At 67.1% G+C, this 26,534-nt stretch carries 23 protein-coding genes; 11 read left to right on the top strand and 12 right to left on the bottom strand.

The window, feature by feature from the left end; all coding sequences use genetic code 11:
* From VGP60_RS29395 to VGP60_RS29380, 4 genes are all read right to left on the bottom strand, one after another.
* Positions 1 to 816, bottom strand: an 816-nt coding sequence (locus tag VGP60_RS29395) for a ribonucleotide-diphosphate reductase subunit beta (protein WP_327551378.1), incomplete at its 3' end; no start/stop codon positions are given.
* A 117-nt stretch (positions 817 to 933) separates the two neighbouring features.
* The gene (locus tag VGP60_RS29390) at positions 934 to 3,900 is read right to left on the bottom strand and encodes a ribonucleoside-diphosphate reductase subunit alpha (protein ID WP_327551377.1); all 2,967 of its coding nucleotides are present in this window, start codon (positions 3,898 to 3,900) and stop codon (positions 934 to 936) included.
* Between the two features lie 334 nt (positions 3,901 to 4,234).
* The gene (locus VGP60_RS29385) at positions 4,235 to 4,858 is read right to left on the bottom strand and encodes an acetoacetate decarboxylase family protein (protein ID WP_327551376.1); all 624 of its coding nucleotides are present in this window, start codon (positions 4,856 to 4,858) and stop codon (positions 4,235 to 4,237) included.
* Positions 4,855 to 5,694: an enoyl-CoA hydratase-related protein gene (locus VGP60_RS29380; RefSeq protein ID WP_327551375.1), complete on the bottom strand. Its 840-nt coding sequence runs from the start codon at positions 5,692 to 5,694 to the stop codon at positions 4,855 to 4,857. Before VGP60_RS29380 ends, VGP60_RS29385 begins: the two co-directional genes overlap by 4 nt.
* A 212-nt stretch (positions 5,695 to 5,906) precedes the next feature.
* Between VGP60_RS29380 and VGP60_RS29375 the strand changes: the two genes are divergently transcribed.
* The 9 genes from VGP60_RS29375 to VGP60_RS29335 all read left to right on the top strand — a co-directional run bounded on the left by VGP60_RS29375 (position 5,907) and on the right by VGP60_RS29335 (position 16,229).
* Positions 5,907 to 6,698 (top strand): TIGR03084 family metal-binding protein, encoded by a 792-nt coding sequence (locus VGP60_RS29375; protein ID WP_327551374.1) that lies wholly within the window; start codon positions 5,907 to 5,909, stop codon positions 6,696 to 6,698.
* The gene (locus tag VGP60_RS29370; RefSeq protein WP_327551373.1) at positions 6,695 to 8,401 is read left to right on the top strand and encodes an acyclic terpene utilization AtuA family protein; all 1,707 of its coding nucleotides are present in this window, start codon (positions 6,695 to 6,697) and stop codon (positions 8,399 to 8,401) included. The genes VGP60_RS29375 and VGP60_RS29370 overlap by 4 nt, the downstream gene beginning before the upstream one ends.
* Entirely contained in the window at positions 8,398 to 9,561 is a 1,164-nt protein-coding gene (locus VGP60_RS29365; RefSeq protein WP_327551372.1) for an acyl-CoA dehydrogenase family protein, read from the top strand. The genes VGP60_RS29370 and VGP60_RS29365 overlap by 4 nt, the downstream gene beginning before the upstream one ends.
* Entirely contained in the window at positions 9,558 to 11,156 is a 1,599-nt protein-coding gene (locus VGP60_RS29360; RefSeq protein ID WP_327551371.1) for an acyl-CoA carboxylase subunit beta, read from the top strand. The genes VGP60_RS29365 and VGP60_RS29360 overlap by 4 nt, the downstream gene beginning before the upstream one ends.
* A gap of 10 nt (positions 11,157 to 11,166) precedes the next feature.
* Positions 11,167 to 13,185, top strand: a complete 2,019-nt coding sequence (locus tag VGP60_RS29355; RefSeq protein WP_327551370.1) for an acetyl/propionyl/methylcrotonyl-CoA carboxylase subunit alpha — start codon at positions 11,167 to 11,169, stop codon at positions 13,183 to 13,185.
* A gap of 2 nt (positions 13,186 to 13,187) precedes the next feature.
* A complete protein-coding gene (locus VGP60_RS29350) occupies positions 13,188 to 14,384 on the top strand; it encodes an acyl-CoA dehydrogenase family protein (protein WP_327551379.1) in 1,197 nt (398 codons plus the stop codon).
* 29 nt (positions 14,385 to 14,413) lie between these two features.
* Positions 14,414 to 15,244 carry an NAD(P)-dependent oxidoreductase gene (locus VGP60_RS29345; protein WP_327551369.1) on the top strand — a complete coding sequence of 277 codons (831 nt, stop codon included), beginning with the start codon at positions 14,414 to 14,416 and terminating at the stop codon, positions 15,242 to 15,244.
* A gap of 11 nt (positions 15,245 to 15,255) precedes the next feature.
* Positions 15,256 to 15,882, top strand: a complete 627-nt coding sequence (locus tag VGP60_RS29340) for a TetR/AcrR family transcriptional regulator (RefSeq protein ID WP_327551368.1) — start codon at positions 15,256 to 15,258, stop codon at positions 15,880 to 15,882.
* A 95-nt stretch (positions 15,883 to 15,977) separates the two neighbouring features.
* Positions 15,978 to 16,229, top strand: a complete 252-nt coding sequence (locus tag VGP60_RS29335; RefSeq protein WP_327551367.1) for a hypothetical protein — start codon at positions 15,978 to 15,980, stop codon at positions 16,227 to 16,229.
* Here VGP60_RS29335 and VGP60_RS29330 read toward each other — a convergent pair.
* Positions 16,213 to 17,613 (bottom strand): purine-cytosine permease family protein, encoded by a 1,401-nt coding sequence (locus tag VGP60_RS29330; RefSeq protein WP_327551366.1) that lies wholly within the window; start codon positions 17,611 to 17,613, stop codon positions 16,213 to 16,215. The two genes, VGP60_RS29335 and VGP60_RS29330, sit on opposite strands and share 17 nt — an antisense overlap.
* Positions 17,614 to 17,936: 323 nt before the next feature.
* Here VGP60_RS29330 and VGP60_RS29325 point away from each other — a divergent pair, with 323 nt between their 5' ends.
* The gene (locus VGP60_RS29325; protein WP_327551365.1) at positions 17,937 to 19,106 is read left to right on the top strand and encodes an ABC transporter substrate-binding protein; all 1,170 of its coding nucleotides are present in this window, start codon (positions 17,937 to 17,939) and stop codon (positions 19,104 to 19,106) included.
* Positions 19,107 to 19,264: 158 nt separating this feature from the next.
* On the opposite strand, the gene VGP60_RS29320 is transcribed toward VGP60_RS29325, so the two are convergent.
* Positions 19,265 to 20,236 (bottom strand): chitinase, encoded by a 972-nt coding sequence (locus tag VGP60_RS29320; RefSeq protein WP_327551364.1) that lies wholly within the window; start codon positions 20,234 to 20,236, stop codon positions 19,265 to 19,267.
* A 264-nt stretch (positions 20,237 to 20,500) separates the two neighbouring features.
* Here VGP60_RS29320 and VGP60_RS29315 point away from each other — a divergent pair, with 264 nt between their 5' ends.
* Positions 20,501 to 21,625 carry a diguanylate cyclase gene (locus VGP60_RS29315; RefSeq protein WP_327551363.1) on the top strand — a complete coding sequence of 375 codons (1,125 nt, stop codon included), beginning with the start codon at positions 20,501 to 20,503 and terminating at the stop codon, positions 21,623 to 21,625.
* 28 nt (positions 21,626 to 21,653) lie between these two features.
* Here VGP60_RS29315 and VGP60_RS29310 read toward each other — a convergent pair whose 3' ends face one another.
* The 6 genes from VGP60_RS29310 to VGP60_RS29285 form a co-directional block, all read right to left on the bottom strand.
* A complete protein-coding gene (locus VGP60_RS29310) occupies positions 21,654 to 22,634 on the bottom strand; it encodes a DMT family transporter (protein WP_327551362.1) in 981 nt (326 codons plus the stop codon).
* A 478-nt stretch (positions 22,635 to 23,112) separates the two neighbouring features.
* On the bottom strand, positions 23,113 to 24,075 hold the full coding sequence (locus VGP60_RS29305) for an isopenicillin N synthase family dioxygenase (RefSeq protein ID WP_327551361.1): 963 nt from the start codon (positions 24,073 to 24,075) through the stop codon (positions 23,113 to 23,115).
* Between the two features lie 9 nt (positions 24,076 to 24,084).
* A complete protein-coding gene (locus VGP60_RS29300) occupies positions 24,085 to 24,555 on the bottom strand; it encodes a nucleoside deaminase (protein ID WP_327551360.1) in 471 nt (156 codons plus the stop codon).
* 50 nt (positions 24,556 to 24,605) lie between these two features.
* Positions 24,606 to 25,220 (bottom strand): TetR/AcrR family transcriptional regulator, encoded by a 615-nt coding sequence (locus tag VGP60_RS29295; RefSeq protein WP_327551359.1) that lies wholly within the window; start codon positions 25,218 to 25,220, stop codon positions 24,606 to 24,608.
* A 427-nt stretch (positions 25,221 to 25,647) separates the two neighbouring features.
* A complete protein-coding gene (locus VGP60_RS29290) occupies positions 25,648 to 26,013 on the bottom strand; it encodes a hypothetical protein (RefSeq protein ID WP_327551358.1) in 366 nt (121 codons plus the stop codon).
* Between the two features lie 115 nt (positions 26,014 to 26,128).
* Positions 26,129 to 26,534, bottom strand: a 406-nt coding sequence (locus VGP60_RS29285; protein ID WP_327551357.1) for a transposase, incomplete at its 5' end; no start/stop codon positions are given.

Genomic DNA, 26,534 nt, shown 5'->3' with positions numbered 1-26,534 from the left:
GATCTCGGCCTGGAACTCTTCGGTCCACAGGTGCGGGTTCTCGATCTTGATCTGGTTGATGCAGTCGATGCCGAAGTTCAGGTGGATCGACTCGTCGCGCAGGATGTACTGGTACTGCTCGGCGATGCCGACCATCTTGTTGCGGCGGCCGAGCGAGAGGATCTGCGCGAACCCGGTGTAGAACCACATGCCCTCGAAGATCACGTAGAACGCGACGAGGTCACGCAGGAAGGCCTGGTCGGCCTCCGGGGTGCCGGTCTTGAAATCCGGGTTCTCCAGGTGCTGGGTGTACTTGAGCGCCCAGGCGTCCTTGTCCGCGATGGACGGGACCTCGCGGTACATGTTGAACAGCTCGCCCTCGACCAGGCCGAGGCTCTCGCAGATGTACTGGAAGGTGTGCGTGTGCACGGCCTCCTCGAACGCCTGGCGCAGCAGGTACTGGCGGCACTCGGGGTTGGTGATCTGGCGGTACACCGCGAGCACGATGTTGTTGGCCACCAAGGATTCCGCTGTCGCGAAGAAGCCGAGGTTGCGCTTGAGCATCTGGCGCTCGTCGGCGGTGAGGCCGTCGGCGGACTTCCACAGCGCGATGTCGGCCTGCATGGCGACCTCGGTCGGCATCCAGTGGTTGTTGCAGCCGGCGAGGTACTTCTCCCAGGCCCAGGTGTACTTGAGCGGCAGGAGCTGGTTGACGTCGGCGCGGGCGTTGATCATCCGCTTGTCGTCGACGCTGATGCGCTCGGCGCCGAGCTCGATGTCACCGAGGCCGGTGGCGTCGACGCGTGGTGCGCTGGACGGGGTGTCAATGCTTGTCATGAGGCGGCTCACTTCACGAGGTGGGGCGCCATCTGTCGACAGATGGCAAGACAACGGCGGGGGAGCGGGCTGGGGCGGGTCGCCACCTGTCGACAGATGGCGACCCGGCCGCACGTCTTACTGGCAGGCTTCGCAGTCCGGGTCGTCGATGCGGCAGGCGGCGCCGTCGACGGTGGCGAAGTCGATGTCCTCGACCACGGGCATCGCCTTCGGCTCGGACTTGACGGCCGCTTCCGGCGTCGGGACGACGGCGGTGACGGCCGCGGTGGCCGACGGGGTGACCGCCGGTGCCACGGAGGCCGCGGGAGCCGCCGGAGCAGCGGACTGCTTACCCGCGGAGACGGCGTTGAGCTTGCCGTCGGTGCCCTGCAGGGTGCTCTTTTCCACGTGCGTCGCGGACTGCGCCCGCAGGTAGTACGTGGTCTTGAGGCCCTTGTGCCACGCGTAGCGGTACAGCTCGTCGAGCTTGCGGCCGCTGGGCTTCGCGATGTACAGGTTCAGCGACTGCGCCTGGTCGATCCACTTCTGGCGACGCGAACCCGCGTCGATCAGCCAGCGGCTGTCGATCTCGAAGGCGGTGGCGTACAGCGCCTTGAGGTCGTCCGGGACACGGTCGATCTGGCCGAGGCTGCCGTCGAAGTACTTGAGGTCGGAGACCATGACCTCGTCCCACAGGCCGCGTTCCTTGAGGCTCTTGACCAGGTGCGGGTTGACCACGGTGAAGTCGCCGGACATGTTCGACTTGACGAACAGGTTCTGGAACAGCGGCTCGATGGACTGCCCGACCCCGGAGATGTTGGAGATCGTCGCCGTCGGCGCGATCGCCATCACGTTGGAGTTGCGCATGCCCACGGTCTTGACGCGCTCACGCAGCGGCGCCCAGTCCAGCGTGGTGGAGGTGTCGACGTCGAGGCTGTCGCCTTGGCGGGCGTCGATCAAGAGCTGCATCGAGTCGATCGGCAGGATTCCCTTGCTCCACAAGGAACCCTCGAACGTCTGGTACTGGCCGCGCTCCTCGGCGAGGTCGGTCGACGCCGAGATCGCGTAGTAGCTGACGTGTTCCATGCTGACGTCGGCGAACTGCACGGCCGCGTCGGACGACAGCGGCACGCCGATCTCGAACAGCGCGTCCTGGAAGCCCATGATGCCCAGGCCGATCGGGCGGTGCCGCAGGTTGGAGCGGCGGGCTTCCGGGATGGTGTAGAAGTTGATGTCGATCACGTTGTCGAGCATGCGGACAGCGGTGCGCACGGTCTTCTCGAGGCGCGCGGTGTCCAGGCCCTCTGGCGTGACGTGCTTGAGCAGGTTCACCGAGCCGAGGTTGCAGACCGCGACCTCGTCGACGCTGGTGTTCAGGGTGATCTCGGTGCACAGGTTCGACGAGTGCACGACCCCGACGTGCTGCTGCGGCGAGCGCAGGTTGCACGGGTCCTTGAAGGTGATCCACGGGTGGCCGGTCTCGAACACCATGGTCAGCATCCGGCGCCAGAGCTCCACGGCACGGACCTGGCGGAACACCTTCATCTCGCCACGCGCGGCGGCGGCTTCGTACTCGCGGTAGCGCTCGGCGAACGCGTTGCCGTAGAGGTCGTGCAGGTCGGGGACCTCGTTCGGCGAGAACAGGGTCCACTGCGCGTCGGCCTCGACGCGGCGGAGGAACTCGTCGGGTACCCAGTTCGCGGTGTTCATGTCGTGGGTGCGGCGGCGGTCGTCACCGGTGTTCTTGCGGAGGTCGAGGAACTCCTCGATGTCCACGTGCCAGGTCTCGAGGTACGCGCACGCCGCGCCCTTGCGCTTGCCGCCCTGGTTGACCGCGACGGCGGTGTCGTTGGCGATCTTGAGGAACGGCACGACGCCCTGCGACTGGCCGTTGGTGCCCTTGATGTGCGCGCCGAGGCCGCGGACCGGGGTCCAGTCGTTGCCGAGACCGCCGGAGTACTTCGCCAGCAGCGCGTTGTTCTTGTACGCCTGGAAGATCGAGTCGAGATCGTCGTCGACCGTGGTCAGGAAGCACGAGGACAGCTGCGGGCGCGTGGTGCCCGAGTTGAACAGCGTCGGGGTCGACGCCATGAAGTGGAAGCTCGACAGGAGCTCATAAAATTCAATAGCCCGCGCTTCGCGGTTGTCCTCACGGATCGCGAGGCCCATGGCGACGCGCATGAAGAACGCCTGCGGCAGCTCGAAGCGGACACCCTCGTGGTGCTGGAAGTACCGGTCGTACAGCGTCTGCAGGCCGAGGAAGCCGAAGTCGAGGTCGCGCTCGGGCTTGATCGCGGCGGTGATCTTGTCGAGGTCGAACGTGGTGAGCTCGGCGTTGACCAGTTCGAGGTCGATCGCGCGGCGCAGGTAGTCACGGAAGTACGAGCCGTAGCGGACGGCCATCTCGTCCTGGCTGGCCAGCTGCGGCTTGCCCGCGAGCATGGTCAGGGCCTCGCCGCGGAGCTTGTCCAGCAGCAGGCGCGCGGAGACGTAGGAGTAGTTCGGCTCCTGCTCGACGAGCACCCGGGCGGCCATGATCTGCGCGAGGGCGAGCTCGTCGGCGCTGATGCCGTCGTAGAGGTTGCGCTTGGCCTCGGCGAGCACCGGCTCGGCCGAAACGTCGTCGAGACCGGCGACGGCCTCGCCCACCACGTGGGAAACGCGGTCCCAGTCGAGCGGGCGGACGGTGCCGTCGGCGAACTTGACGTTGATCGCGTGGGCGGCCTCGGCCGGCTTCGCGGACTTGCGGGCCTTGGCGCGCTCTTCGCGGTAGAGAACGTACGCGCGGGCGACCTTGTGGTGCTCGCCGCGCATGAGGGCCAGCTCGGCGATGTCCTGGATCTGCTCGATGTGCAGCGCGGTCTCGGGACCGGCGTGCCGCAGCAGCGAGGCCTCGACCTGCTCGGTGAGTTCGGAGACGACGTGGTGGATACGCGAGGACGCCGCGGCGTCGTCACCCTCGACCGCGAGGAACGCCTTGGTCAGCGCCACCGAGATCTTGCCGGAGTCGAAGGGCGAGACGTTGCCGTCCCGCCGGATGACTCGCACGGAGACGTTCGCCGAGTCCTGTGCGGACGGCGGACGCTGGTTGGTTTCCACTGACATACGTGTCTCCAAAAAGGCGCGTTCGATCGGCACACCGCCGTGGAGCGGGGTGCTGCTGGGGTCTGGCAAGTCGTACCGGCACGCGAGCTGGGGCTCGGGTTTAGCGCTTCGGAGCGTCTCCCATCGCTCGTGCGCTGTCGGTTCCCAGAGACTACATGTAGGGGTCGGCCCTCGCACGTGCCCCAATGGGTGGCGTGTCGCGGCCGGTGTGCTGTCTCACCCAGCAGGGTTAGGTAGTCACTGAGAGCGGCTGTCCACTATGCGAAAAAGGGCCTCTTTGGGAACTCAAACGTTCCTAAAGAGGCCCTCCGCGGACACGTCGGGGTGTGATCGGTCAGCTCCCGAAACGGAGCGTGAAGTCGTCGAGCGTGAGGCTCACGATCGGTGTCCGGCCGGCGAGGTAGCCGAGCGGGCCGTCGGGGTTGAGGTTCCAGCTCGCCGACGCCAGCCGCGGCTGCGCTTTGGCCCGGACCGGGCTGTGCTTGAGCGCGCCGTCGAGGGTCTGGGCGATGTCGAACCGGGCGGGCAGTGGCACCGGGGCCCCGGCGCGCTTGGAGAACGCGGCGGTCGCGATCCAGTCGTCCGATGTGGACGCCGAGGCCGTGAACGTCCGGCCGTGCCGGAAATCGAGCGTCGCCAGGTCCTTCGGGATGCCCCACAACGCGCGGCCGCCCGCGAGCGACACCTCGCTGTCGACCCAGATCTCGGTGATCGAGGCCGTCGTGCGCTTCCCGCGCACGGCGACCGTCGACAGCAGCTCGTGATAGGCGAGTTGCCCCTGTTCCTGGTACTCGATCCACGCCGTGACGACGAAGGCCTGCCCGCCGGCGGTGATCGGTTTGATGCCTTGGGGGAGCGAGGGCAGCTCGGCGGCGGGCACGCGCCACGTCGACGCGTACGCCTGGCCCGCCAGGTTCCACGGTTCCGGGGGAAACTGTGTTGGTGAAAACCGGGTCATTTCTTCTCCCATGGCAAGAAGTCCGGCAGATCCCGGTCGACCCGCAGCCCGAACGCGGGCGGGCGCTTCTGCAGGAAGGACATGACTCCTTCGACGGCGTCGGGGTTCGTGGGCAGGCTGCCGATCAACTTCGAGTCGACCTCGTGGACCGGGAATGGCGAGTCCACATTGGACATGCGATAGAGCAGTTGCCGGGTCACCGCGACCGAAACCGGTGCGGTGGTGGCGATGATGTCCTTGGCGAGCGCGTAGGCGTTGCCGAGAAGTTCGTCCGGCGCGTGCAAGCTGTGGACGAGCCCGGCGCGATGGGCCTCTTCCGCGCCGAACACGCGGCCGCTGATCATCCAGTCCATCGCGGTGCCCATCCCGACGAGCCGGGGGAGGAACCACGCCGACGCGCCTTCGGGGTAGATCCCGCGGCGGGTGAACACGAAGCCGAACTTCGAGTCGGTGGCCGCGAGCCGGTAGTCGCAGGAGAGCGTGATGGTGATGCCCCCGCCGACGGCCGCGCCGTGGATCGCCGCGATGACCGGCTTGTTCATCGTGAAGATCCGCTTCGAACACCGTCCGGCGGGTTCCTGCCACTCGGGACCGGGTCCTTCGGCGGCGTCGAAGTCGAAACCGCCGCTCGTCAGGTCGGCGCCGACGCAGAAGTCCTTGCCGTTGCCGGTGAGCACCACGACCCGGACGTCTTCGTCGTGGTCCGCGCGGTCCATGGCGTCGGCGAGTTCGTCCGCCATGCGCACGGTGTAGCCGTTGCGGGCTTCGGGGCGGTTCAGGGTGACCGTCGCGATGCGATCGGCCACCTCGTAGGTGATGTCGGCGTAGTCGGCCATGGGACTGAAGGTAGGCCACCTCGCGCGCTACTGGCAACGTGTCAATAGTGGAGCCGGCGACGAGCTGTTGACATCTCGTGCTCTCACGGGAACTAAAGAGACCGCCATCTGTCGACAGATGGCGATCAGTACTGGGGGTAAAAACAATCATGCGTGCTTGATTTTTACAGTGGGGAGTGCCAAGGTCGGAGGGGACGCAAGGAGGCGGACTCATGGCGGATCTTGGCGCGATCCTGGAGGATCTCGCGGCGGAGACCCAGCTGGTCGACGACGCGGTGGCGGGCCTGCCGGCTTCGGAGTGGGCGCGGCCGACGCCCGCCGAGGGCTGGACGATCGCGCACCAGATCGCCCATCTGGCCTGGACCGATCAGAAGTCACTGATCGCGACCGGGCCACCGGAGGATTTCCAGGCGGAGATCGAAAGCATCCTCACCATCGGCGAGAACTACGTCGACGTCGGCGCCGAAGAGGGAGCGCAGAAGCCCCCGGCTGAACTGCTCGCTGAGTGGCGTCTTGGGCGCACCGCGCTGGCCACCGCGCTCGCGGCGGTGCCCGCGGGGGAGAAACTGCCCTGGTACGGCCCGCCGATGAGCCCCGCGTCGATGGCGACCGCGCGGATGATGGAGACCTGGGCCCACGGCCAGGACGTCTTCGACGCGCTCGGTGTCGTCCGCGAGCCGACGGTGCGGCTCTGGCACATCGCCCGCTTCGGCACCCGCACTCGCGACTTCGCCTTCAAACTCCACTCGCTGGCGCCGCCGGCCGACGAATTCCGGGTCGAACTCGTCGCTCCGGACGGCTCTACTTGGGCATTCGGCCCTGAAGACGCTGAGCAGCGGCTGACCGGCAGTGCGCTCGACTTCTGTCTCGTGGTCACCCAGCGCCGGAACCCCGCCGACACCGATCTCGTCGCCACCGGCGAAGGCGTCGGGGAGTGGCTCGGCATCGCGCAAGCGTTTGCCGGTCCTCCCGGGGAGGGCCGCAAACCGGGGCAGTTCGCATGACCGCGCTGCGCGTCGGCAACGCGTCGGGGTTCTACGGCGACCGGTTCTCCGCGGTCCGCGAGATGCTGACCGGCGGCCCGCTCGACGTCCTGACCGGCGACTACCTCGCCGAGCTGACCATGCTGATCCTCGGCCGCGATCGCATGAAGGACCCGAACCGCGGTTACGCCAAGACGTTCCTCCGCCAGATGGAGGAAAACCTCGGCCTGGCCAAGGAAAAAGACGTCAAGATCGTCACCAACGCCGGTGGGCTCAACCCCGCCGGACTCGCCGACGCGCTGCGGGAACTGGCCGCCAAGCTCGGTGTCGATGTCTCCGTCGCGCATGTCGAGGGCGACGACCTGATCGCGCGGGCGGAGGAACTCAACCTCGGGCTGGAACACGGAAAAGCACCGTTGACGGCCAACGCATATCTCGGCGCCTGGGGCATTGTGGACTGTCTCGACGCGGGCGCGGACATCGTCGTCACCGGCCGGGTCACCGACGCCTCGGTGATCGTCGGGCCGGCCGCCGCGCACTTCGGCTGGGCCCGCGATGACTACGACGCGCTGGCCGGAGCGGTCGCCGCCGGGCACGTCATCGAATGCGGTGCCCAGGCCACCGGCGGGAACTACGCCTTCTTCACCGAGCACACGCTCGGCGTGCCGGGCTTCCCGATCGCCGAGATCGAAGCCGACGGTTCGAGCGTGATCACCAAGCACAAAGGCACCGGCGGGGTCGTCACCGTCGGCACGGTCACCGCGCAGCTGTTGTACGAAATCACCGGCGCCCGGTACGCGGGTCCGGACGTCACCACCCGCTTCGACACCGTCTCGCTCACCCAGGACGGCCCAGACCGTGTCCGCATCAGCGGCGCGAAGGGCGAGCAGCCGCCTCCGACGCTCAAGGTGTGCCTCAACAGTCTCGGCGGATTCCGCAACGAGACCACATTCGTCTTGACCGGCCTGGACATCGACGCCAAGGCCGACTTGGTGCGGGAGCAGCTCGAAGCCGCGCTCAAGGCCAGTCCGCCGGCCGAGATCAAGTGGACGCTGGCCAGGACCGACCACCCGGACGCCGACACCGAGCAGCGCGCCAGCGCGCTGTTGCACTGTGCGGTCAAGGATTCCGACGCGAACATCGCCGGGCGCGCGTTCAGCGGCGCGGCGATCGAGCTGGCGCTGGCGAGCTACCCGGGCTTCCACGTCACCGCGCCGCCGTCGAACGCCTCGCCCTACGGCGTCTACACCGCGTCCTATGTAGACGCCGCCGAAGTGCCGCATGTCGCTGTGCTGCCCGATGGTTCCCGTGTCGACATAGCGCCAGCGACGGAAACGCTGCCGCTGTCCGATGTGGATGATCCAGCGCTGGGAGACAAGCCCGCGACCGGTTCGGTACGCCGCGTTCCACTCGGGACGGTCATCGGCGCGCGCAGCGGGGACAAGGGTGGCAACGCCAACGTCGGTGTCTGGGCCCGGTCCGAAGACGCGTGGCAGTGGCTGAGTCATCGCCTGACCGTCGCCGAGTTCAAACTCTTGTTGCCCGAAACCGCGGACCTGCCCGTCACGCGGCATCTCCTGCCGAACCTGCACGCGCTGAACTTCGTCGTCGAAGGCATCCTCGGCGAGGGCGTCGCGTCGCAGGCCCGGTTCGACCCGCAGGCCAAGGCGCTCGGTGAATGGCTGCGCTCCCGCGAAATCGACGTTCCGGAGAACCTCCTGTGACTGACGCCCCTGCTACTGATCCACTAGCCACCCCGGAGCGGGTCGCGCTGCGCAAGACCGTGCGCCGCTTCACCGAAACCGAGGTGCTGCCGTACCTCGACGAGTGGGAGCGCGCCGGTGAGCTGCCGCGCGAACTGCACCGCAAGGCCGGTGACGTCGGCCTGCTCGGTGTCGCGTTCCCGGAAAGCGTCGGCGGTGGCGACGGCGACTACATCGATGCGCTCACCGTCATGGAGGAGATGCATTACGCGGGCGGCTCGGGCGGGCTGACGGCGTCGCTGTTCACCTCCGGGATCGCCGTCCCGCATATCGCGGCCGCCGCCGATCCGGTGCAGATCGAACGCTGGGTGCGTCCGACGCTGGAGGGCAACAAGATCGGCTCGCTCGCCGTCACCGAACCGGACGGCGGCTCCGACGTCGCCGGGGTGCGGACGACAGCGCGCCGCGAGGGCGACGAGTACGTCATCAACGGGTCGAAGACGTTCATCACTTCGGGTTGCCGGGCCGACTTCGTCACCACCGTGGTCCGCACCGGAGGTCCTGGCGCGCACGGGATCTCGCTGATCGTCGTCGAGCGGGGCACCCCGGGGTTCACGGTGAGCCGCAAGCTGGAGAAGATGGGCTGGCATTGCTCGGACACCGCCGAGCTGTCCTATGTGGACGTCCGGGTGCCAGTGGAGAATCTCGTGGGCGCCGAGGACAGCGGGTTCGGGCAGGTCGCGACCCAGTTCGTCACTGAGCGGCTTTCACTGGCCGTGCAGGGTTACGCGCACGCTCAGCGCGCACTGGATCTCACCCTGGACTGGTGCCGGGTGCGCGAGACCTTCGGGCGTCCGCTGATTTCACGGCAGCTGGTGCAGCACAAGCTCGTCGAGATGACCCGCAAGGTCGACGTCGCCCGCACGTACACCCGGCAGATCGCGCTGCGGCACGTCGCCGGAGAAGAGGTGATCGCCGAAGCCTGTTTCGCCAAGAACACCGCCGTCGAGACGGCCGAGTGGGTCGTCAACGAAGCCGTCCAGCTGCACGGCGGACTCGGCTACATGCGTGAGTCCGAAGTGGAACGGCACTACCGCGATGTGCGCATTCTCGGCATCGGCGGCGGCACCAACGAAATCCTCGCCGGACTGGCCGCGAAGCGATTGGGATACCACGCATGACCCTGCAACGATCCACAGTGGACGGACGTGGCCCGGAATTCGCGGCGAACCGCGACTCGATGCTCGAGAAGCTCGCCGAGATCGAGACCGAGCACGCCAAGGCCATCGCCGGTGGTGGCGAGAAGTACGTCGCCCGGCACCGCAAACGCGGCAAGCTCATGGCCCGCGAACGCATCGAGCTCCTGATCGACGAGGATTCGCCGTTCCTGGAGCTGTCCCCGCTGGCCGCCTGGGGCTCCAACTACCAGGTCGGCGCGAGCCTGATCACCGGGATCGGGGTGGTCGAAGGCGTCGAGTGCATGATCGCGGCGAGCGACCCGACGGTGAAGGGCGGCGCGAGCAACCCGTGGACGGCGAAGAAGTCCTACCGGGCTGCGGATATCGCGGCGCAGAACCGGCTGCCGATGATCAATCTCGTCGAGTCCGGTGGCGCGGACCTGCCCACCCAGAAGGAAATTTTTATTCCGGGTGGCCGGATCTTCCGTGACCTCACCCGGGCATCGGCGGCCAAGGTGCCGACGGTGGCACTGGTGTTCGGCAACTCGACAGCCGGCGGCGCGTACCTGCCGGGTATGTCGGACTACGTCGTGATGGTCAAGGAACGCGCCAAGGTCTTCCTCGGCGGACCGCCGCTGGTGAAGATGGCCACCGGTGAGGAATCCGACGACGAGTCGCTCGGCGGCGCCGAGATGCACGCGCGGACCTCCGGGCTCGCCGACTACCTCGCCGTCGACGAGGAAGACGCGATCCGGCTGGGCCGCAGCATCGTCAAACGGCTCAACTGGCGCAAACACGGCCCGTCGCCGCGTCCCGGTTACCAAGACCCGCTGTTCGACGCCGAAGACCTGCTCGGCATCGTGCCCTCGGACCTCAAAGTGCCGTTCGACCCCCGCGAGGTCATCGCGCGCGTGGTCGACGGCTCCGACTTCGACGAGTTCAAGCCGTTGTACGGCAGCAGTCTCGCCACCGGCTGGGCGCAGGTCCACGGGTATCCCGTCGGCATCCTCGCCAACACGCGCGGGGTGCTGTTCGGGGAAGAGGCACAGAAGGCCGCGCAGTTCATCCAGCTCGCGAACCAGACCGACACCCCGTTGCTGTTCCTGCACAACACCACCGGCTACATGGTCGGCAAGGAGTACGAGCAGGGCGGGATCATCAAGCACGGCGCGATGATGATCAACGCGGTGTCCAACTCGAAGGTCCCGCATATCTCGATCCTCATGGGCGCGTCCTACGGCGCCGGGCACTACGGCATGTGCGGCCGTGCCTACGATCCGCGGTTCCTGTTCGCCTGGCCGAGTGCCAAGTCCGCGGTGATGGGCCCGGCGCAGCTGGCGGGGGTGCTCTCGATCGTCGCCAGGGCGTCGGCCGCGAGCCGGGGCATGGAGTACAGCGAAGAGAACGACGCCGCGATGCGGGCCATGGTCGAAGGTCAGATCGAAGCCGAGTCGATGCCGATGTTCCTGTCCGGGATGCTCTACGACGACGGGATCATCGACCCGCGCGACACCCGGACCGTGCTCGGGCTGAGTCTTTCGGCCATCCACAACGGACCAGTGAAGGGCGCCGAAGGTTTCGGCGTCTTCCGGATGTAGGGGCGCTCACGTGATCAAGAGTCTGCTGGTCGCCAACCGGGCCGAGATCGCCCGTCGCGTTTTCCGCTCGTGCCGGGACGCCGGAATCGGGACCGTGGCGGTGTTTTCCGACGCCGACGCGGCCTCGCCGCATGTATCCGAGGCCGACACCGCGTTCCGGCTGCCGGGCAATTCCCCCGCCGAGACCTACCTGCGCGCGGATCTGCTCGTCAAGGCCGCCGCGGAGACCGGCGCCGACGCGATCCACCCCGGTTACGGTTTCCTGTCCGAGAACGCGGCGTTCGCCCGCGCGGTGCTCGACGCCGGGCTCACTTGGGTCGGCCCGCCACCGGAAGCCATCGAGACGATGGGCTCCAAAGTGGAGTCGAAGCGGCTGATGGACAAAGCCGGTGTGCCCATTCTGTCCGAACTGGACCCCGCTGAGGTCACCGAGGCCGATCTCCCGTTGCTCGTCAAGGCTTCCGCCGGTGGCGGCGGCCGCGGGATGCGGATCGTGCGTGAGCTTTCGGAGCTCGCCGAGGCGATCGAAGGCGCCGGCGCGGAAGCCGGTTCGGCCTTCGGCGACGCCACGGTGTTCTGCGAGCGGTACCTCGAAGCCGGACGGCATATCGAAGTCCAGGTCATGGCCGACAGTCACGGCACGGTGTGGGCGCTGGGGGAGCGGGAGTGCTCGATCCAGCGGCGGCACCAGAAAGTCGTCGAAGAAGCGCCGTCTCCCCTTGTCGACTCGGCGATGCGCGACGAGTTGTTCGACGCCGCCCGCAAGGCCGCCAAGGCGATCGACTACGTCGGCGCGGGCACGGTCGAGTTCCTCGCCGGGCCGGACGGCCGCTTCTACTTCCTGGAGATGAACACCCGCCTGCAGGTCGAGCACCCGGTCACCGAATGCACCACCGGGCTCGACCTCGTCGCGCTGCAACTGCGGATCGCCGAGGGCGCGAAGCTGCCGCAGGATCCTCCACAGTGGACCGGTCACGCGATCGAGGTCCGGTTGTACGCCGAAGATCCTTCGGCCGCGTGGCAGCCGCAGAGTGGAACGCTGCACCGGTTCGAGGTTCCAGGGGGCGACGCGGAGTTCAAGATCCCGCGTGAGTACGGCCTCCGGCTGGATTCCGGCGTCGTCAGCGGTTCGGTCGTCGGTGTGCACTACGACCCGATGCTGGCGAAGGTCATCGCGTGGGCGCCGGACCGTACCGAAGCCGCGCGCAGGCTCGCCTCGGCGTTGGCCGGGGCGCGGATCCACGGCGTGGTCACCAACCGGGACCTGCTGGTGAACGTGTTGCGGCATCAGTCCTTCTTGGCCGGTGACACGGACACCGCGTTCTTCGACAAGCACGACCTCATCACGCTGTCCTTGCCGCTCGCCGATCCTGAAGCCGTTCGGCGCTCGGCGTTGGCCGCCGCACTGGCCGACGCGGAGGCGAACCGGGCGCAGGCGACGACGTTGTCCCGCCTGCCGAGCGGCTGGCGCAACCTGCCGTCCGCGCCGCAGCACAAGCGGTACTCCGTCGGGGAAGCCGTCTACGAACTGACTTACCTGCTCGGCCGGTCCGGTTTGCGGGCCGAAGGGCACGAAGACGTGGAACTCGTCGAGGCGAGCCCGAACCGGGTCGTGCTGGACATCGGCAGCGTGCGGCGGATCTTCCTCGTCGAGCGCTACGACGGTCTCGTCTGCGTCGACTCGGCGCTCGGACCTGTGACGTTCACCCGGGCACCGCGGTTCGCCGACCCCGACGCGGCACTCGCGGCGGGTTCGCTGGTGGCACCGATGCCGGGCACGGTCGTCCGGGTCGCGGTGTCCGAAGGGGACACCGTCGCGGCCGGGGATACGTTGCTGTGGCTCGAGGCGATGAAGATGGAACACCGGATCTCGGCCCCCGCCGACGGCGTGGTCACCGAACTCCCGGTGGTGGTGGGACAACAGGTCGATCTGGGTGCGGTACTGGCGATCGTGACGCTTCCTGGCGTCACAGTCGTGGGCGCGAGCGAAGCCGCCGAGAATACAGTTACCGATGAGGAGCAGCAGTGACGATGAACTTCAGCGAGTCCGAGGAGCGCGTCGAGCTGCGCAAGGCGGCGGCCGCGCTCGGCAAGAAGTACGGCCACGACTACTACCTCAAGCAGGCACGGTCCGGCGGCAAGACCAACGAACTGTGGGACGAAGCCGGACGGCTCGGCTACCTCGGGGTCTCCGTGCCCGAGGAATACGGCGGCGGTGGCGCCGGGATCGGTGACCTCGCCGCGGTGTGCGAGGAGTTCGCCGCGGCGGGCACCCCGTTGCTGCTCATGGTCGTCTCCCCGGCGATCTGCGCGACGGTGATCGCCCGGTTCGGCACCAACGAGCAGAAGAGTCGCTGGCTGCCCGGGTTCGCCTCCGGTGAGGTGCGGATGTCCTTCGCCATCACCGAACCCGACGCGGGATCCAACTCCCACCGCATCACCACCACCGCGCGCCGCGACGGGGGTACCGGGGGTCCCCCCGCCAATGAGGGCGTAGCCGGCGGGGGATGGGTCCTCAGTGGACGGAAGGTCTACATCTCCGGGGTCGACGAGGCCGACGCGGTGCTCGTCGTCAGCCGGATGGAAGACTCGAAGACCGGCAAGCTCAAGCCCGCGCTGTTCATCGTCCCCACCGACGCGCCGGGCTTCGAGTTCCGGCAGATCGAGATGGACATGGTGTCCGCCGACAAGCAGTTCGGCCTGTTCCTCGACGACGTCAAGCTGCCGTACGACGCGCTGGTCGGCTCGGAGGATGCCGCGATCGCGCAGCTGTTCGCCGGGCTCAACCCCGAACGCATCATGGGCGCGTCCTTCTCGCTCGGCATCGCCCGGTACGCGCTGGACAAGGGTGTCGCCTATGCCAAGGAGCGCAACGTCTGGGGTCAGCCGATCGGGGCGCACCAGGGCCTCGCGCATCCCCTCGCGCAGGTGAAGATCGAGCTCGAGCTGGCGAAACTCATGACCCAGAAGGCCGCCGCGCTGTACGACTCGGGTGACGACTTCGGTGCCGGGGAAGCGGCCAACATGGCGAAGTACGCCGGTGCCGAGGTGGCCATCCGCGCGGTGGACCAGTCGGTCCAGGTGCACGGCGGCAACGGTCTCGCCTCCGAGTACGGGCTGGGCACGCTGCTCGCCGCCGTCCGGCTGGGCCGGATCGCGCCGGTGAGCCGCGAGATGGTGCTCAACTTCGTCGGGCAGCACAGCCTCGGCCTCCCGAAGTCTTACTGAGAAAGGACGCTGCTGTGAAGGGGAAAGCCATGACGCTCGCAGGCAAGACACTCATCATGTCCGGCGGCAGCCGGGGCATCGGCGAGGCGATCGCGATCCGCGCGGCCAAGGACGGCGCGAACATCGTGCTGGTCGCGAAGACCACCGAGCCGCACCCGAAACTGCCGGGAACGCTGTACACCGCCGCGAAGGCCATTGAGGACGCCGGCGGCCAGGCACTGCCGATCGTCGGGGACGTCCGCGATGACGAGGGCGTCGCGGCGGCCGTCGAGCAGGCCGTGGCGCAGTTCGGCGGGCTGGACATCGTGGTGAACAACGCGAGCGCCATCGACCTCACGCCGACCGAGTCGGTCAGTATGAAGCGCTACGACCTGATGCAGGACATCAACGCGCGTGGCTCGTTCCTGCTGTCCAAAATGGCCATTCCACATCTGAAGAAGTCGGGAAACGCCCATATCCTCACGCTTTCCCCGCCGATCAGCCTCGATCCCAAGTGGTTCAAGGCCGGGCATCTCGCGTACAGCATCGCGAAGTACTCGATGAGCCTGGTGACTGTCGGGCTCGCCGCGGAGCTGAAGAACGACGGTATCGCCGCGAACTCGTTGTGGCCGCGTACCACCATCGACACCGCGGCCATCCGCAACATCGTCGGCGGGGAACTGGCCGACAAGTCACGGACCCCGGAGATCATGGCCGACGCGGCACACGTGATCCTGACCAAACCGAGCCGCGAGGTGTCCGGCAACTTCTTCATCGACGATGAGGTCCTCGCCGCCGAAGGGGTCACCGACTTCTCGAAGTACCGGATCGGCGGGCGTGAAGAAGACCTCGCGCTCGACTTCTGGGTCGAGGCCCGCTGAAGTCCCCGCAGATGACCCGTGAACCGCGCCAGGAGCGCAGCCGGACCACCCGGCGGCGGCTGGTCGAGGCGGCCGTCGAGTGCATTGCCGAGCTGGGCTGGCACGGGACGACCGTCGCGGTGATCGCCGAACGCGCCGGGGTGTCCCGAGGTGCGGCGCAGCACCACTTCCCGACCAGGGAAAACCTGGTCGCCGCCGCGGTCGAGCATGTCGGCGAGGTGCAGCTGCTCGTGCTGCGCGAACGCGCCGACGACTTGCCGACGGGTCCGGACCGGACCGAATACGTCGTCGACATGTTGCTCGGGCTCTACACCGGGCCGCTGTTCCAGGCGGCGCTGCACCTGTGGGTCGCCGCGTCGTCCGACGAAGCCCTCCGGCGCACGCTGGTGCCGCTGGAGGCGATCGTCGGGCGCGAGGCGCACCGCATGGCCGTGGAGCTGCTCGGCGTCGACGAAACCCACCCTGGCGTGCGGGAAATGGTCCAGGCCACCCTGGATCTCGCCCGCGGACTGGGTCTCGCGAACCTGCTGACCGACGACACCAAGCGCCGGCGACAGATCGTGATGCAGTGGTCACGGATGCTCGAACCCGCGGTGGCCGATCGGGCAGTGGAAGTGACCGGAACCACTCAGGTCTAGACAACGTCTCAGTTCTCGTTAACGCATTCGGACCAACGGGCGATTAACCCAGTGGAAAGAGATTGTGGTCGAGAAGGGGGAGATCGGTGTCGGATATGAGTTTCGAGCTGAGCCATCGGGCGATGGCCATGCTCAGGGCGGTGGACGCCCACCGCGCGCAGATGTCGTGCAGTTGTGAGCCCGACTTGTTCATCGACGGGTTCGCGTGCTGCGACCAGATGACCGCGCACGCGCTCGCACACAGCGGGTACATCAAGCCCGCGGATGTTTCGGTGGCGACCGGGCGCGTGCCTGCCGAGCTGACCGAGGCAGGCCGCGCCGCGATCGCCGTTACCGCGGCTGCTTGAGTGCGGAGCGTTTGAGGAGGGCACGCTTGAATAGGGCATAGAGCGTCCCGGAGATCAGTGCGCCGACGATGAACGTCAGGTCGCCGACCTGGGGAACGAGCTTCGGGACGAGCCCGACGTACAGCGTCTGGTTCGCGAACAAAACGATCGAGATCACGAGCCCGGCGACGAACGCCGTGAACCCCGCCCAGTTGCTGTGCCGTGAGTCGAACAACAGCGGCGCCACTTGTGCCTGGGTGCCGCGCCGCAGGTACTGGTCGACCAGGATGACCGCGAGCCACGGGCTGATCCAGTACGAGACGACCAGCAGGAAGCTTTCGTAGGCGTGCCCGGCGTCGCTGAGCCCGAGCCAGGCCAGTACGAAGCCCACCGCGCCGTAGACCACCGCGACCACGGCCCGGCGCCAGGCGATCGGCAGCTTGATGCCCAGGGTGAGGAACGCGAGCGCCCCGGAGTAGATGTTGAGCACGTCCGCCGCGACGGCCCCGAGGGTGACGGCCAGCAGTGTCGCCGCCGCGAGGAACGCCGGCAGATGCGCGGTGAACGTGCCGGTGGGGTTGTCCGTGCCGGTGCCGCCGATGGTCATCGACGCCGCGCCGACGAACATCAGGATCGTCGTCGACAGGAAGAGCCCCAGCCCGGCGTACAGGCCGACGGCCCGGCGGCTCACCGAGCGCGGCAGGTACCGCGTGTAGTCGGCCGCGTACGGGTTCCAGCCGGCGGTGTAGCCGAAAGTGGCGCCCACGGTGAGCAGAAAACCGCCGATACCGCCCGTGCCGCTGACCGAACCCGGGTCGGCCTTCGAGAAGATCACCACGGCGGTCACGGCGAACACGATCGCGAGCACCGGGAAGATGTACTTCTCGTACGCCTGGACCAGGTTGTGGCCGAAGAAGGCGATCACGACCTGGACGACCACGACGATGATCAGGCAGAGCAGGACCGGCAGGTCGGTCAGTGCGTTCAGCGCGAACGCGCCGCTGACGCTGTTGACCGCGAACCAGCCGACCCCGGCCATCAGCGACATGAGCGCCGCGGGCAGCGCGTTGCCCCGGAAACCGAACGCGATCCGGCCGAGCACCATCTGCGGGACACCGTGATCAGGGCCGCGTGCCGAGAGCGCGGCGTGGGTCAGCGAGCCGAGCCCGTTGCCGATCACGATGGCAAGCGCGGCCTGCCAGAAGTTCAGGCCGAACGCCGAAACCGCCAGCACTCCGAGGAAGATCGTGGCGAACTCGAGGTTGGGCGAGGCCCAGGTCCACAGCAGCTGGAGGGGTTTGCCGTGTTTGTCGGCGACGGCGACCGGTTCGATCCCGCCCGGTTCTACGGCGACGACCTTGTCTCCGTACTCGGCGTCCTGGCCGGTGGACTTCGTGACTGACATCGTGCCCCTTTCGGCGGCGGTGGGGGACACGCTAGGCGATCGATGTTTCGGTCAGGTCGCGGCCCGATGATCTGTCCAATACGTGGTCAGAGCGTTTTGGGAGCGATCTCGGCCCGGCTGGGCCGAATGGTCCAGTCCTCGTGTCAAGACTCCGAAAAGCGGATCGGCCGCAGCTATTCAGTTTATTTTTCCACCATTTAAAGTGTTTCATCTGCGCGCATCGCGCACATGCGTACGGTCGACGTCCATTCGGTCGATGAAATGGATCGGTAACGCTTTGCCCTACACTCGCCCGGGCACGTGACCGCGAGAGAGGAACCGCCTTGACGAGGAATCTCCGCCGCGCGACCGCTTTGGTTCTCGGGTTGATGACGATGACGGCCTGCGGTTCGGTCGGCGCCGGGCCGAAGGTTTCGGCGACCGTACCGATCACGGCGTCAAAATTCTTCAATCCGGACGACTTCGAACGGCAACTGGTCCAGCGTGATGTTACTCCGGAAGGAGCATCGGACGCCCCGTGGGCGCAGTCGATCGCACCATCCTATGTGGACACCAAGAAATACGCGAAAGCGCCGAAATGGCATTTGTGCTTTTCCAATGCCGGGCTCGACAATCCATGGCGGGTGACCGGGTTGACGACGATGAAAGCCGAGGTCCTGCTCCACCGCGAAATCAGCAAATTCACCATCGTGGACGCGGAGAGCCGGGACGAAAAGCAGATCGCCGACCTCGAAGGCCTGCACGGCAAGGGCTGTAACGCATTGATCGTCTCGCCCAACACCGCCGACGCGCTGACTCCGGCGGTGCAAAAGGCGTGCGAGAGCGGTATTCCGATCGTGGTGTTCGACCGCGGTGTGAACACCACCTGCCCGGTCACCTTCGTGCATTCGATCGGTGGCTACGCCTTCGGGGCGACCGGGGCGGAGTTCGTCGCCAAGCACATGAAACCCGGCGGCAACGTGCTCGCCCTGCGCACCCTGCCCGGCGTCGACACGCTCGAAAACCGGTGGGCGGCGGCGGACATGATCTTCTCGAGGTCCGACGCGAAGGTGGTCGGCACCGAGTTCACCGACGGCGACCCGGTCAAGGTCAAGGCGATCATCGCCGACTACCTGCGGCGCTACGGGGACATCCACGGCCTGTGGCTGGACACCGGTCCCGCCGCCGTCGCCGCTGTCGAGGCGTTCCAGGCGGCCGGGAAACCCGTGCCGCCGATGACCAGTGAGGACCAGCAAGACTTCCTCGAACTGTGGAAGAAGCAGAACCTGACGGCGATCTCGCCGACGTACCCGGTGTACATGTGGCGTACCGCGGTGATCGCCGCGACGGACATCCTCGCGGGCAAGGAAGTGCCGAGGGACTGGGTGCTGCCGCAGCCGGTGATCACCTCGGTGAACCTGGAGAAGTACCTGACGCCCGGAATGCCCCCGGTGTTCTACCCGACCTGCGGCTGCCAGAAGATGCCCGGCTTCCCGCAAGCCTGGTCCAACTAGTCCGCCATCTGTCGACAGATGGCGATGTCTTGGTCACTGAGAGATCACGAGATGTCGACATCTCGTGGCTCCCTGTGGTGCCACCATGGCCACCTTTGGTCGCGTTGGACGCGACCAAAGGTGGCCATGGTGGCACTTTGAGGGACCGGGGGAGTGGGTTAGCCGGTGTAGCCGGCGACGATCTTGGTGAAGGCCCAGTCCGCCTGCGAGATCCCGCTGCAGGTGCTGGACGACCCGCCGCAGTTGCCGTGGTCGCGGTTCGCGGCCCAGAAGGTGAAGCGCGCGAGGTGGTGGCTGGCCGCGTAACCCCGGATGGAGTTGAAGTTCGCGACGGTCACGGTCTCGGCGGCGACGTCGGTCTTGCCGTTCATCGACGACAGGCCGCTGTGGCGGTAGGCGACGTCGTCCGTCCAGCCGAAGGTCGACTTGAGGTGGTTCTTCAAGCCGTCGACGGCGCTCTTCGTCATGGCGGCCATGTCGCCGCCGTTGCTGAAGTCGAACGGCATGACCGACCACGCGTCGACGTTCGCGCCCAGTGCCTTGGACTGGTTGATCAGGCGCTTGCCGGTGGCGCTCGGGCCGGTGGTCTCGGTCGGGATGGTGATGACCACGCGCAGGCCGGGGTTGTTGGCCTTGACGATCTTCACCGCGCCCAGGATCCGGTCCTGCACGGTGTTGTTCTCGAACTCGTCGGTGTTTTCGATGTCGAGGTCGATCGCCTTGAGGTTGTACTGGCTGATCACCTTCTGGTACGCCCCGGCCAGTGCGGACGCCGAGGTGCACTTGGTGCCGAGTTTGGTGCCGGACCAGCCGCCGAAGGACGGGATGACGTCCCCGCCGGCCGCGCGGATGTTGTTGATCAGCGTGGCGTCGGAACCGGTGAGCGAGCGGGTGCCGTCCCATTTCGGGTTGCAGCCGCCGTCGGACAGGACGAAGGCGAGGGTGAACGCCTTGACGCCGGTGGCCGACATGATCGCGGAGGTGTTGGTGTTCCCGCTCCACTGGTAGATGTACGGCGAAGCGAGGATCGGGTCGACGGCCGCGGACGCGGCGGGTGCGAGCCCGACCGAGGTGGCGAGCGCGGCCGCCGCGGCGGTCACGAGGGTCAGCAGACGACGAGATCTGGTCAAGGGGTCCTCCAACGGTTTATGCGCGCCAGGGGCGGGCACGCAGTGGTGGAGCACCTCGATGGTTGATGCGGCGGAATCAATCAGGAGGTCGCTGTGCGTGGGCCCAGAGTGGACTAGACCAATCCGGAATGTCAAGAGTTTCACGATTTCCCGGGGTGGTTAGTTGCCGAATGACCGATTTCGACTGCGAAGCGTCACGGGGCTATTCAGTCATGGCCCGAATGGCGGAGTGGCACGATCGGGATGGGCCGATACCTTGCTGGAATGGCGGGGCGCGGTCTTTACCTTCTCGTGGTCGGACTTCTCGCCGTGGCCGCGACAGCGCTTTCTTTCGCTTTTATCCCGCTGAGTGGGAACTGGCTCTTTCCTTTCACGGCATTGCTCTGCTACGCGGTCGCGTATACCGAGTTGACGCGGCCGGGCAGTTCCTCGGTCGATCTGAATTCCGCGTGGCTGTTCGCCGCGGCCGCCCTGCTGCATCCGGGGCTCGCCGGAATCGTGATCGCCGGTTCTTCGCTTTATCGGAGCGTCCGCATCGGCCAGCGGCACGTGGTGCGCACCGCGGCTGTCGCGGTCGTTGCCGGGTACGCCGCGTCGGGAACACTTCTGGCTGTCGGCGGCTGGGTCGTGGACGGTCGGGGCAGTGTGGTGCTCATGCTCGCCGGACTGGCTTTCCTGCTGGTCAAGGTCGGTTTGGTCGTTACCAGGCCGATTCGGTCGTCCGAGCACATCCTCGAAGCGGCGGCCGTCGCGCTGGGGGTCCTGCTGGCGTGGACGCTTGTGGACTGGCCCGGCTTTTCCGTGCTGATCCTGGGCATCCTGCTGGTGCTGCACCGGCTGGGGATGCTCGCGCGACGTCGTGAGCAGACCGAATCGGATCCGAAGACCGGGCTGATGAAGGAAACCTCCTGGTCCGAGGCCGCGGTCGTCGAACTTCTCCGCGCCCGGCGGGCCGAGCGCGACTCGGGACTGCTGCTACTCGACCTCGACCATTTCGCCCAGGTGAACGACCGGCACGGGGATCTGGTGGGGGACAACATCCTTCGCGCGGTCGCGGCGACCTTGCGCGCGGAGGTCCGCGCGGGTGACCTCATCGGACGGTTGGACAGCGAGGAGTTCGTGGTGCTGCTGCCCGGCACGGGGAAGTTCGACGCGCTCGCGATCGCCGAGCGCATCCGGTGCCGGATCGCCGCGACGACGGTTTCGGTGGCCACCTCAGGCGCGCCCGGCATCTCCGGCACCGAAAGCCGGTTCGTCGGGGCCACCGTGTCGATCGGCGTCTCCGCCCATCCCCGGGACGGTGCAACGCTTCCGCTGCTGCTCGACGCCGCGGGAAACGCCCTGCGCGAAGCGAAAGCCGCCGGGCGTAACCGTGCCGTCGCGCCCTGAGTACGACAGCCGCGGACGGTAAGACGCGTCATGGCCGGCGAGCCCGGGCATGCTGTGCCGCCGAGGCGGTGGGGCGCCTGCCGGCTTGCGGGAGAACCACGGTCGGTGGGTCGCTGTAGCGGCGGCCCACCCGCGGGAGAACCATCGGCGGGCCGTCCGCCCAATCGGCGAGATTCCCGCGGACCGGCGGAAAGTCCGGCGGTCGCACCACCGGGACGACGCTGCTGCAGACGATCGTCCGTTCCAGATCGTCCTCGGGTGCGAGGCCGGGACGGCGCCCCAGCGGCAGCATGGTCGCCGCGAGGCCGCCCACCAGTAGCCCGCAGCCGGCTGTGGCCAACGGTGACAGGCTCTCACCGAGGAATGCGACACCCAGAATGGCGGCGACGAAGGGCTCGGCGAGGTTCAGCGTGCCGGCCGTGGCAGCTGTTACTTGCTCCAAGCCGGTGAAGAACAGCCGATAAGCGATCGCCCCCGTGGCGACACCGAGCCAGGCAATCAGCGCGAGGGAGGACGGTACCGCCAACGCGTCCGCGTCCGCGACCATCCAAGGGGTCATGACGAGAGCGCCGGCCAGCAGCGACAAGGAGGAGGCCGCGGGCAGGTGGATCGACGGGTTGTCGATCGGCAGCTTCTTGGCGAAGGCCATTTGCGCGCCGTTGCAGACCCCCGAACTCACCGCAAGCAGGCCACCACTGAGACCGGCCGACTCGCCTCCGGGTGAGAGCACCAGCAAACAGCCCACCATCGCCATCGCGGTGCTGATCAGCCAGGCCGCTGTCACTCGCTCGCCGGTGAACCACCATGAGCACAGGCCGACGGCCACCGGCGTGGTGCCCAGCGAGAGCACCGTTGCCAGCGCCGCACCCGACTGCGAGACCGCGTAGAAGAACACCACCTGGTTCACGCTGACCGCGGCCACGCATCCCGCCAGCGGCCAGCGAGCGGACTTGCCTGCCAGCGCACGCAGAGTGCCTCGTCCGCGAAGAGTCAGCGCGCCCAGCAGCACGCCCCCAGGGTCAACCGCCAGCCGCCCAAGGCGACGGGTTCAGCGGGCTTCCGGCGAGGACTTGCGCCGGCCCCATTGTTCCCAGCAGCACCGCCGCCCCGAGAACGGACGCGGAACCAGCGAGTCTGTTGCCGGACGGCTGCACGATCAGGCCCCTTGCTCACTGACGAAGAACACCACGCCGGCACGGCCGATCCACACCACACGAAGACGGGAAACGCGCAGGCGCCGTGGCCGGACGTGGATGGGCCGCCGCGGCGAGGCTTCGACAGGCCGGCACTCAGCGTTCTCGGCGTCCATAACGTCGCCGACCATATGGCGATCCAAAGGCGCGACGAGTCGGCAACGGCCGTTCTGATCATGGGCAGGGAAAGGTTCCCTCACGAACCGGCAGCCGGATCCGTGATTGTCTGACCGGGGCTGTCCGGGAGGTGTGAGGTGCCGGTGAACCGGGGGAGGTGAGTGGCTTAGGACATGACTAGCTCACCGTGATGGCGTCCAGTTTTTCCTTCAGGTACTCGGAAGCGAGGACTTCGGGGTAACCGGTGCGGCCGATGGGCGGGCCGAGTGACGCGATCCGGGCGTCGTGATCGGTCTCGTAGAAGAAGATCAGTGAGACGAGATCTTCGTCGGGCGCGCTGTCGTCCGGCGGCAGGACGCGATGCCGGGTCGAGCGCCAGCGGTCGCCGGTCCAGCGGGCCATCAGGTCACCGATGTTGATGGTGAACGCCTCGGCGTCGAACGGCGCGTCGTCCCATTCGCCGTCGGCGGTGCAGACCTGCAGCCCGCCGACACCCGCTTGCCTGTCCAGCACGGTCACCGTGCCGAAGTCGGTGTGCGGGCCGATCCGGAACTGGTCGGCTTCCGGGGTGCCGACCGCGGTCATCGGGGGATACCAGTTGATGTTGAAGGTGTACGTCGGATGCCCGGTGTGCCGGGTGAAATGGTCCTGTGGCAGCTTCAGCGCCACGGCGAAGATCGTGAGCAGCTCGTCCGAAAGCGCGCGCATGCGGTCCATGTACTCCCGCGCGGCCACGGCCAGTTCGGGGATTTCGGCGGGCCAGACGTTGGGCTGGAACCAGAACGCGTCGATTTCGGCGTCCCCGACCGCCGCGTCGGCACCGACCGAATAGGACTCTTTGAGGTCCGGCGGGGTTTCGGTGCCTTCGGCGTACGCGTTGGCCTCGACCCCCGGTGGCAGCCACCCGCGGCCACCGACGGCGACGGTGTACTTCGCCTTGACGTCTTCGGGCAGCGCGAAGAACTTCCGCGCGAGCTCACGGGTCGCGGTCCGCAGTTCGCGGGGCACGCCGTGGCCGGTGACGAGCAGGAAACCCGAGTCCTGTAACGCTTCGTCGATCCGCGCCGCGACTTGGGCCTTGCCTTCGGCGGTGCCCTCGAACCACGGGCCGAGGTCGACGAGCGGGACCGACGATGCCATGCGTGCTCCTCAGCTGTCCAAAGCAGACACCGGTACGCCGATGTCTTCGAACCACAGTTCCGGGCGCTCTTTGATGAAGTCCGTCATGAGCGAGACGCATTCGGCGTCTTCCAGCAGCGTGATCCCGACGCCGTTCTCCGCCAGCCACTCGTGGCCGCCGGAGAACGTGACCGCTTCCCCGATGATCACCTTCGGGATCCCGAACTGGCGCACGAGGCCGCTGCAAAACCAGCATGGTGACAGCGTGGTCACCATGATCGTGTCGCGGTAGTGCGCGCGCCGCCCGGCGTTGCGGAACGCGGTGGTCTCCGCGTGCAGTGACGGGTCGCCGTCCTGGACCCGGCGGTTGTGCCCGCGGCCGAGCAGTTCGCCGTCCAGGGTGAACAGGGCCGCGCCGATGGGGACCCCGCCCTCGGCCTTCCCGAGCAGGGCTTCCTCGCGGGCGGTGGCCAGCATGAGCCCGGGATCGATGGTCTGCATGAGCCCACCTTCACCGGAGGAAGCCGACTTGGCAAGTTGCCGGCTCGTGGTCAGCCGGTCTTGGCGCCGAGCATGCGCAGGACGAGCTCGCCGTACTCCTGCCCGAGAACGGTCGGCGTCGGCCGGGACCGCTCGGTGTACCAGCGGGCCACGTCGACCCCCAGCGACAGGACCGCTCGCGCGGCCGTGCGCGGCTCGGGCACCGAGAAGGCCCCCGACTCGACACCGTCGGCGATGACCTCCCGCACGATCCGCTCGATCCGGCGTCGCAGCTCGGCGACGATCTCGTACTCCTGCTCGGGCAGTGCCTGCAGCTCGTACTGCACGACCCTGGCCACGGTGTGCCGCCGCGCGTGCCAGGCGACGAAGTCCTCGACGATCATCCGGATGCGCTCAGCCGGCTCCTGCTCCCGCGTGAGGACGTTCTCCACCAGGGCGAGGGTCTGTTCGTGGCCGCTGCGGCTGATCGCGAACAGCAGCGCCGCCTTGGAGGGGAAGTGCACGTACAGCGCGGCGGGGCTCATGCCCGCGCCGCCGGCGATATCCCTGGTCGTGGTGGCGTGGTAGCCGCGGCGCGCGAACGACTCCACCCCGGCGAGCATGAGTCGCCGCGCCGCCTCGGGCTGGACGTCCGGCCACAGTTCGGCGGTAAGGGACAAGGTCATCGCGAGATCCTTTCACGACCGACGGGTGCCCGGACTTGACAGCGCCGCATGGTCCTTCGCATTGTAAGCGGGCGCTTTACCGTCGATGTGAGGGATACATCCCGTTTTAGGGGATGTCATACGCAAACCGTACCGCACGCCTGGGACGCTCGGACATCACTGTGTGTCGCTGAGCTGGCACCGAATCACAAGAGGTGATCCGCGCTCGGCGCGTGCAGGCCCGGATGACAGGGCTTAGCGGTGGTCCCCGAAATATCCGGAATCGTCACGTCATATGGCTCTTGTGCTGCCGGTTGAACTCCGGACGTAGTCGGGTGGAATCAAGCGAACTAGTGTCACGTAAAGCAACAAGCTTTACGTGACACTAGTGAGGCGGGCGGTGTGCCATTCTGCGCGGACTCGGCGGGCAGCGAAGGACTCGGGCGGCTCAGAGATTGTCGAAGGCAAGGGGATGTGGTTCACCAACCAGAGCGGAGAGCGCGGTCGCGATCTCCTGGATAGAGGCTGGCACATAGGTGAGGGTGGTGCCGGTGGAGCCGCCAGAGGTGTGGCCGGCGTAGGCGGCGGCGACGCTATAGCTAAAGTTGCGTTCGACCCAGGTCAGCGTGGTGTAGCGGATCCAGTGTGCCGTGATGCCGAGGGTGGCGATCCAGGGCAGGTGCTTTCCTAGTCGTCTCCAGAGTGTGGCGTACCGCTGTCTTCCTATCGGCAAACCGTTGCGATAACGGAGTAGCTGTTCGTGGTCGGCTCCGTCTGGATTGCGCTGTTCGGTGTGCGCGATGAGCCCGGCCATGAGCGTTGGGGACACCGGCTGGTCGGGAGTGGTGCCACCTTTTTCTCGCAATCGGACCGTGCATGACTCTCGGTCGAGATCACAGGGGCGTAGTGCTAGTGTCCTGCGTCTGAAATTACGAATCTAAGTCCGTATTGGTTTTGGTGGCGGGCCTGGCGATCTTGGCGAGGTAGTCGGCGAGAGAGTTCAGGATCTCGTCTGCGGTCTTGGTCCAGGTGAAGGGTTTGGGGTCCTGATTCCAGTTCTCGATCCACGCGGTGATGTCCTTCTCCAGCGCCCTGACCGACGTATGGACTCCGCGACGGATGAGTTTGTCGGTCAGCAGCCCGAACCACCGCTCGACCTGGTTGATCCAACTCGATCCGGTGGGGGTGAAATGAATGTGGAAACGCGAGCGCCGTGCCAACCACGCTCTGATCTCCGGGGTGTTGTGCGTGCCATAGTTGTCACACACGAGATGCACGTCCAGTTCAGCAGGCACCGCCTTGTCAATCGTGACAAGGAATTTCTTGAACTCTGTG

The organism is Amycolatopsis sp. (assembly GCF_036008905.1).
GTDB lineage: Bacteria > Actinomycetota > Actinomycetes > Mycobacteriales > Pseudonocardiaceae > Amycolatopsis.
This window is presented reverse-complemented; position numbering and strand designations above follow the sequence as displayed.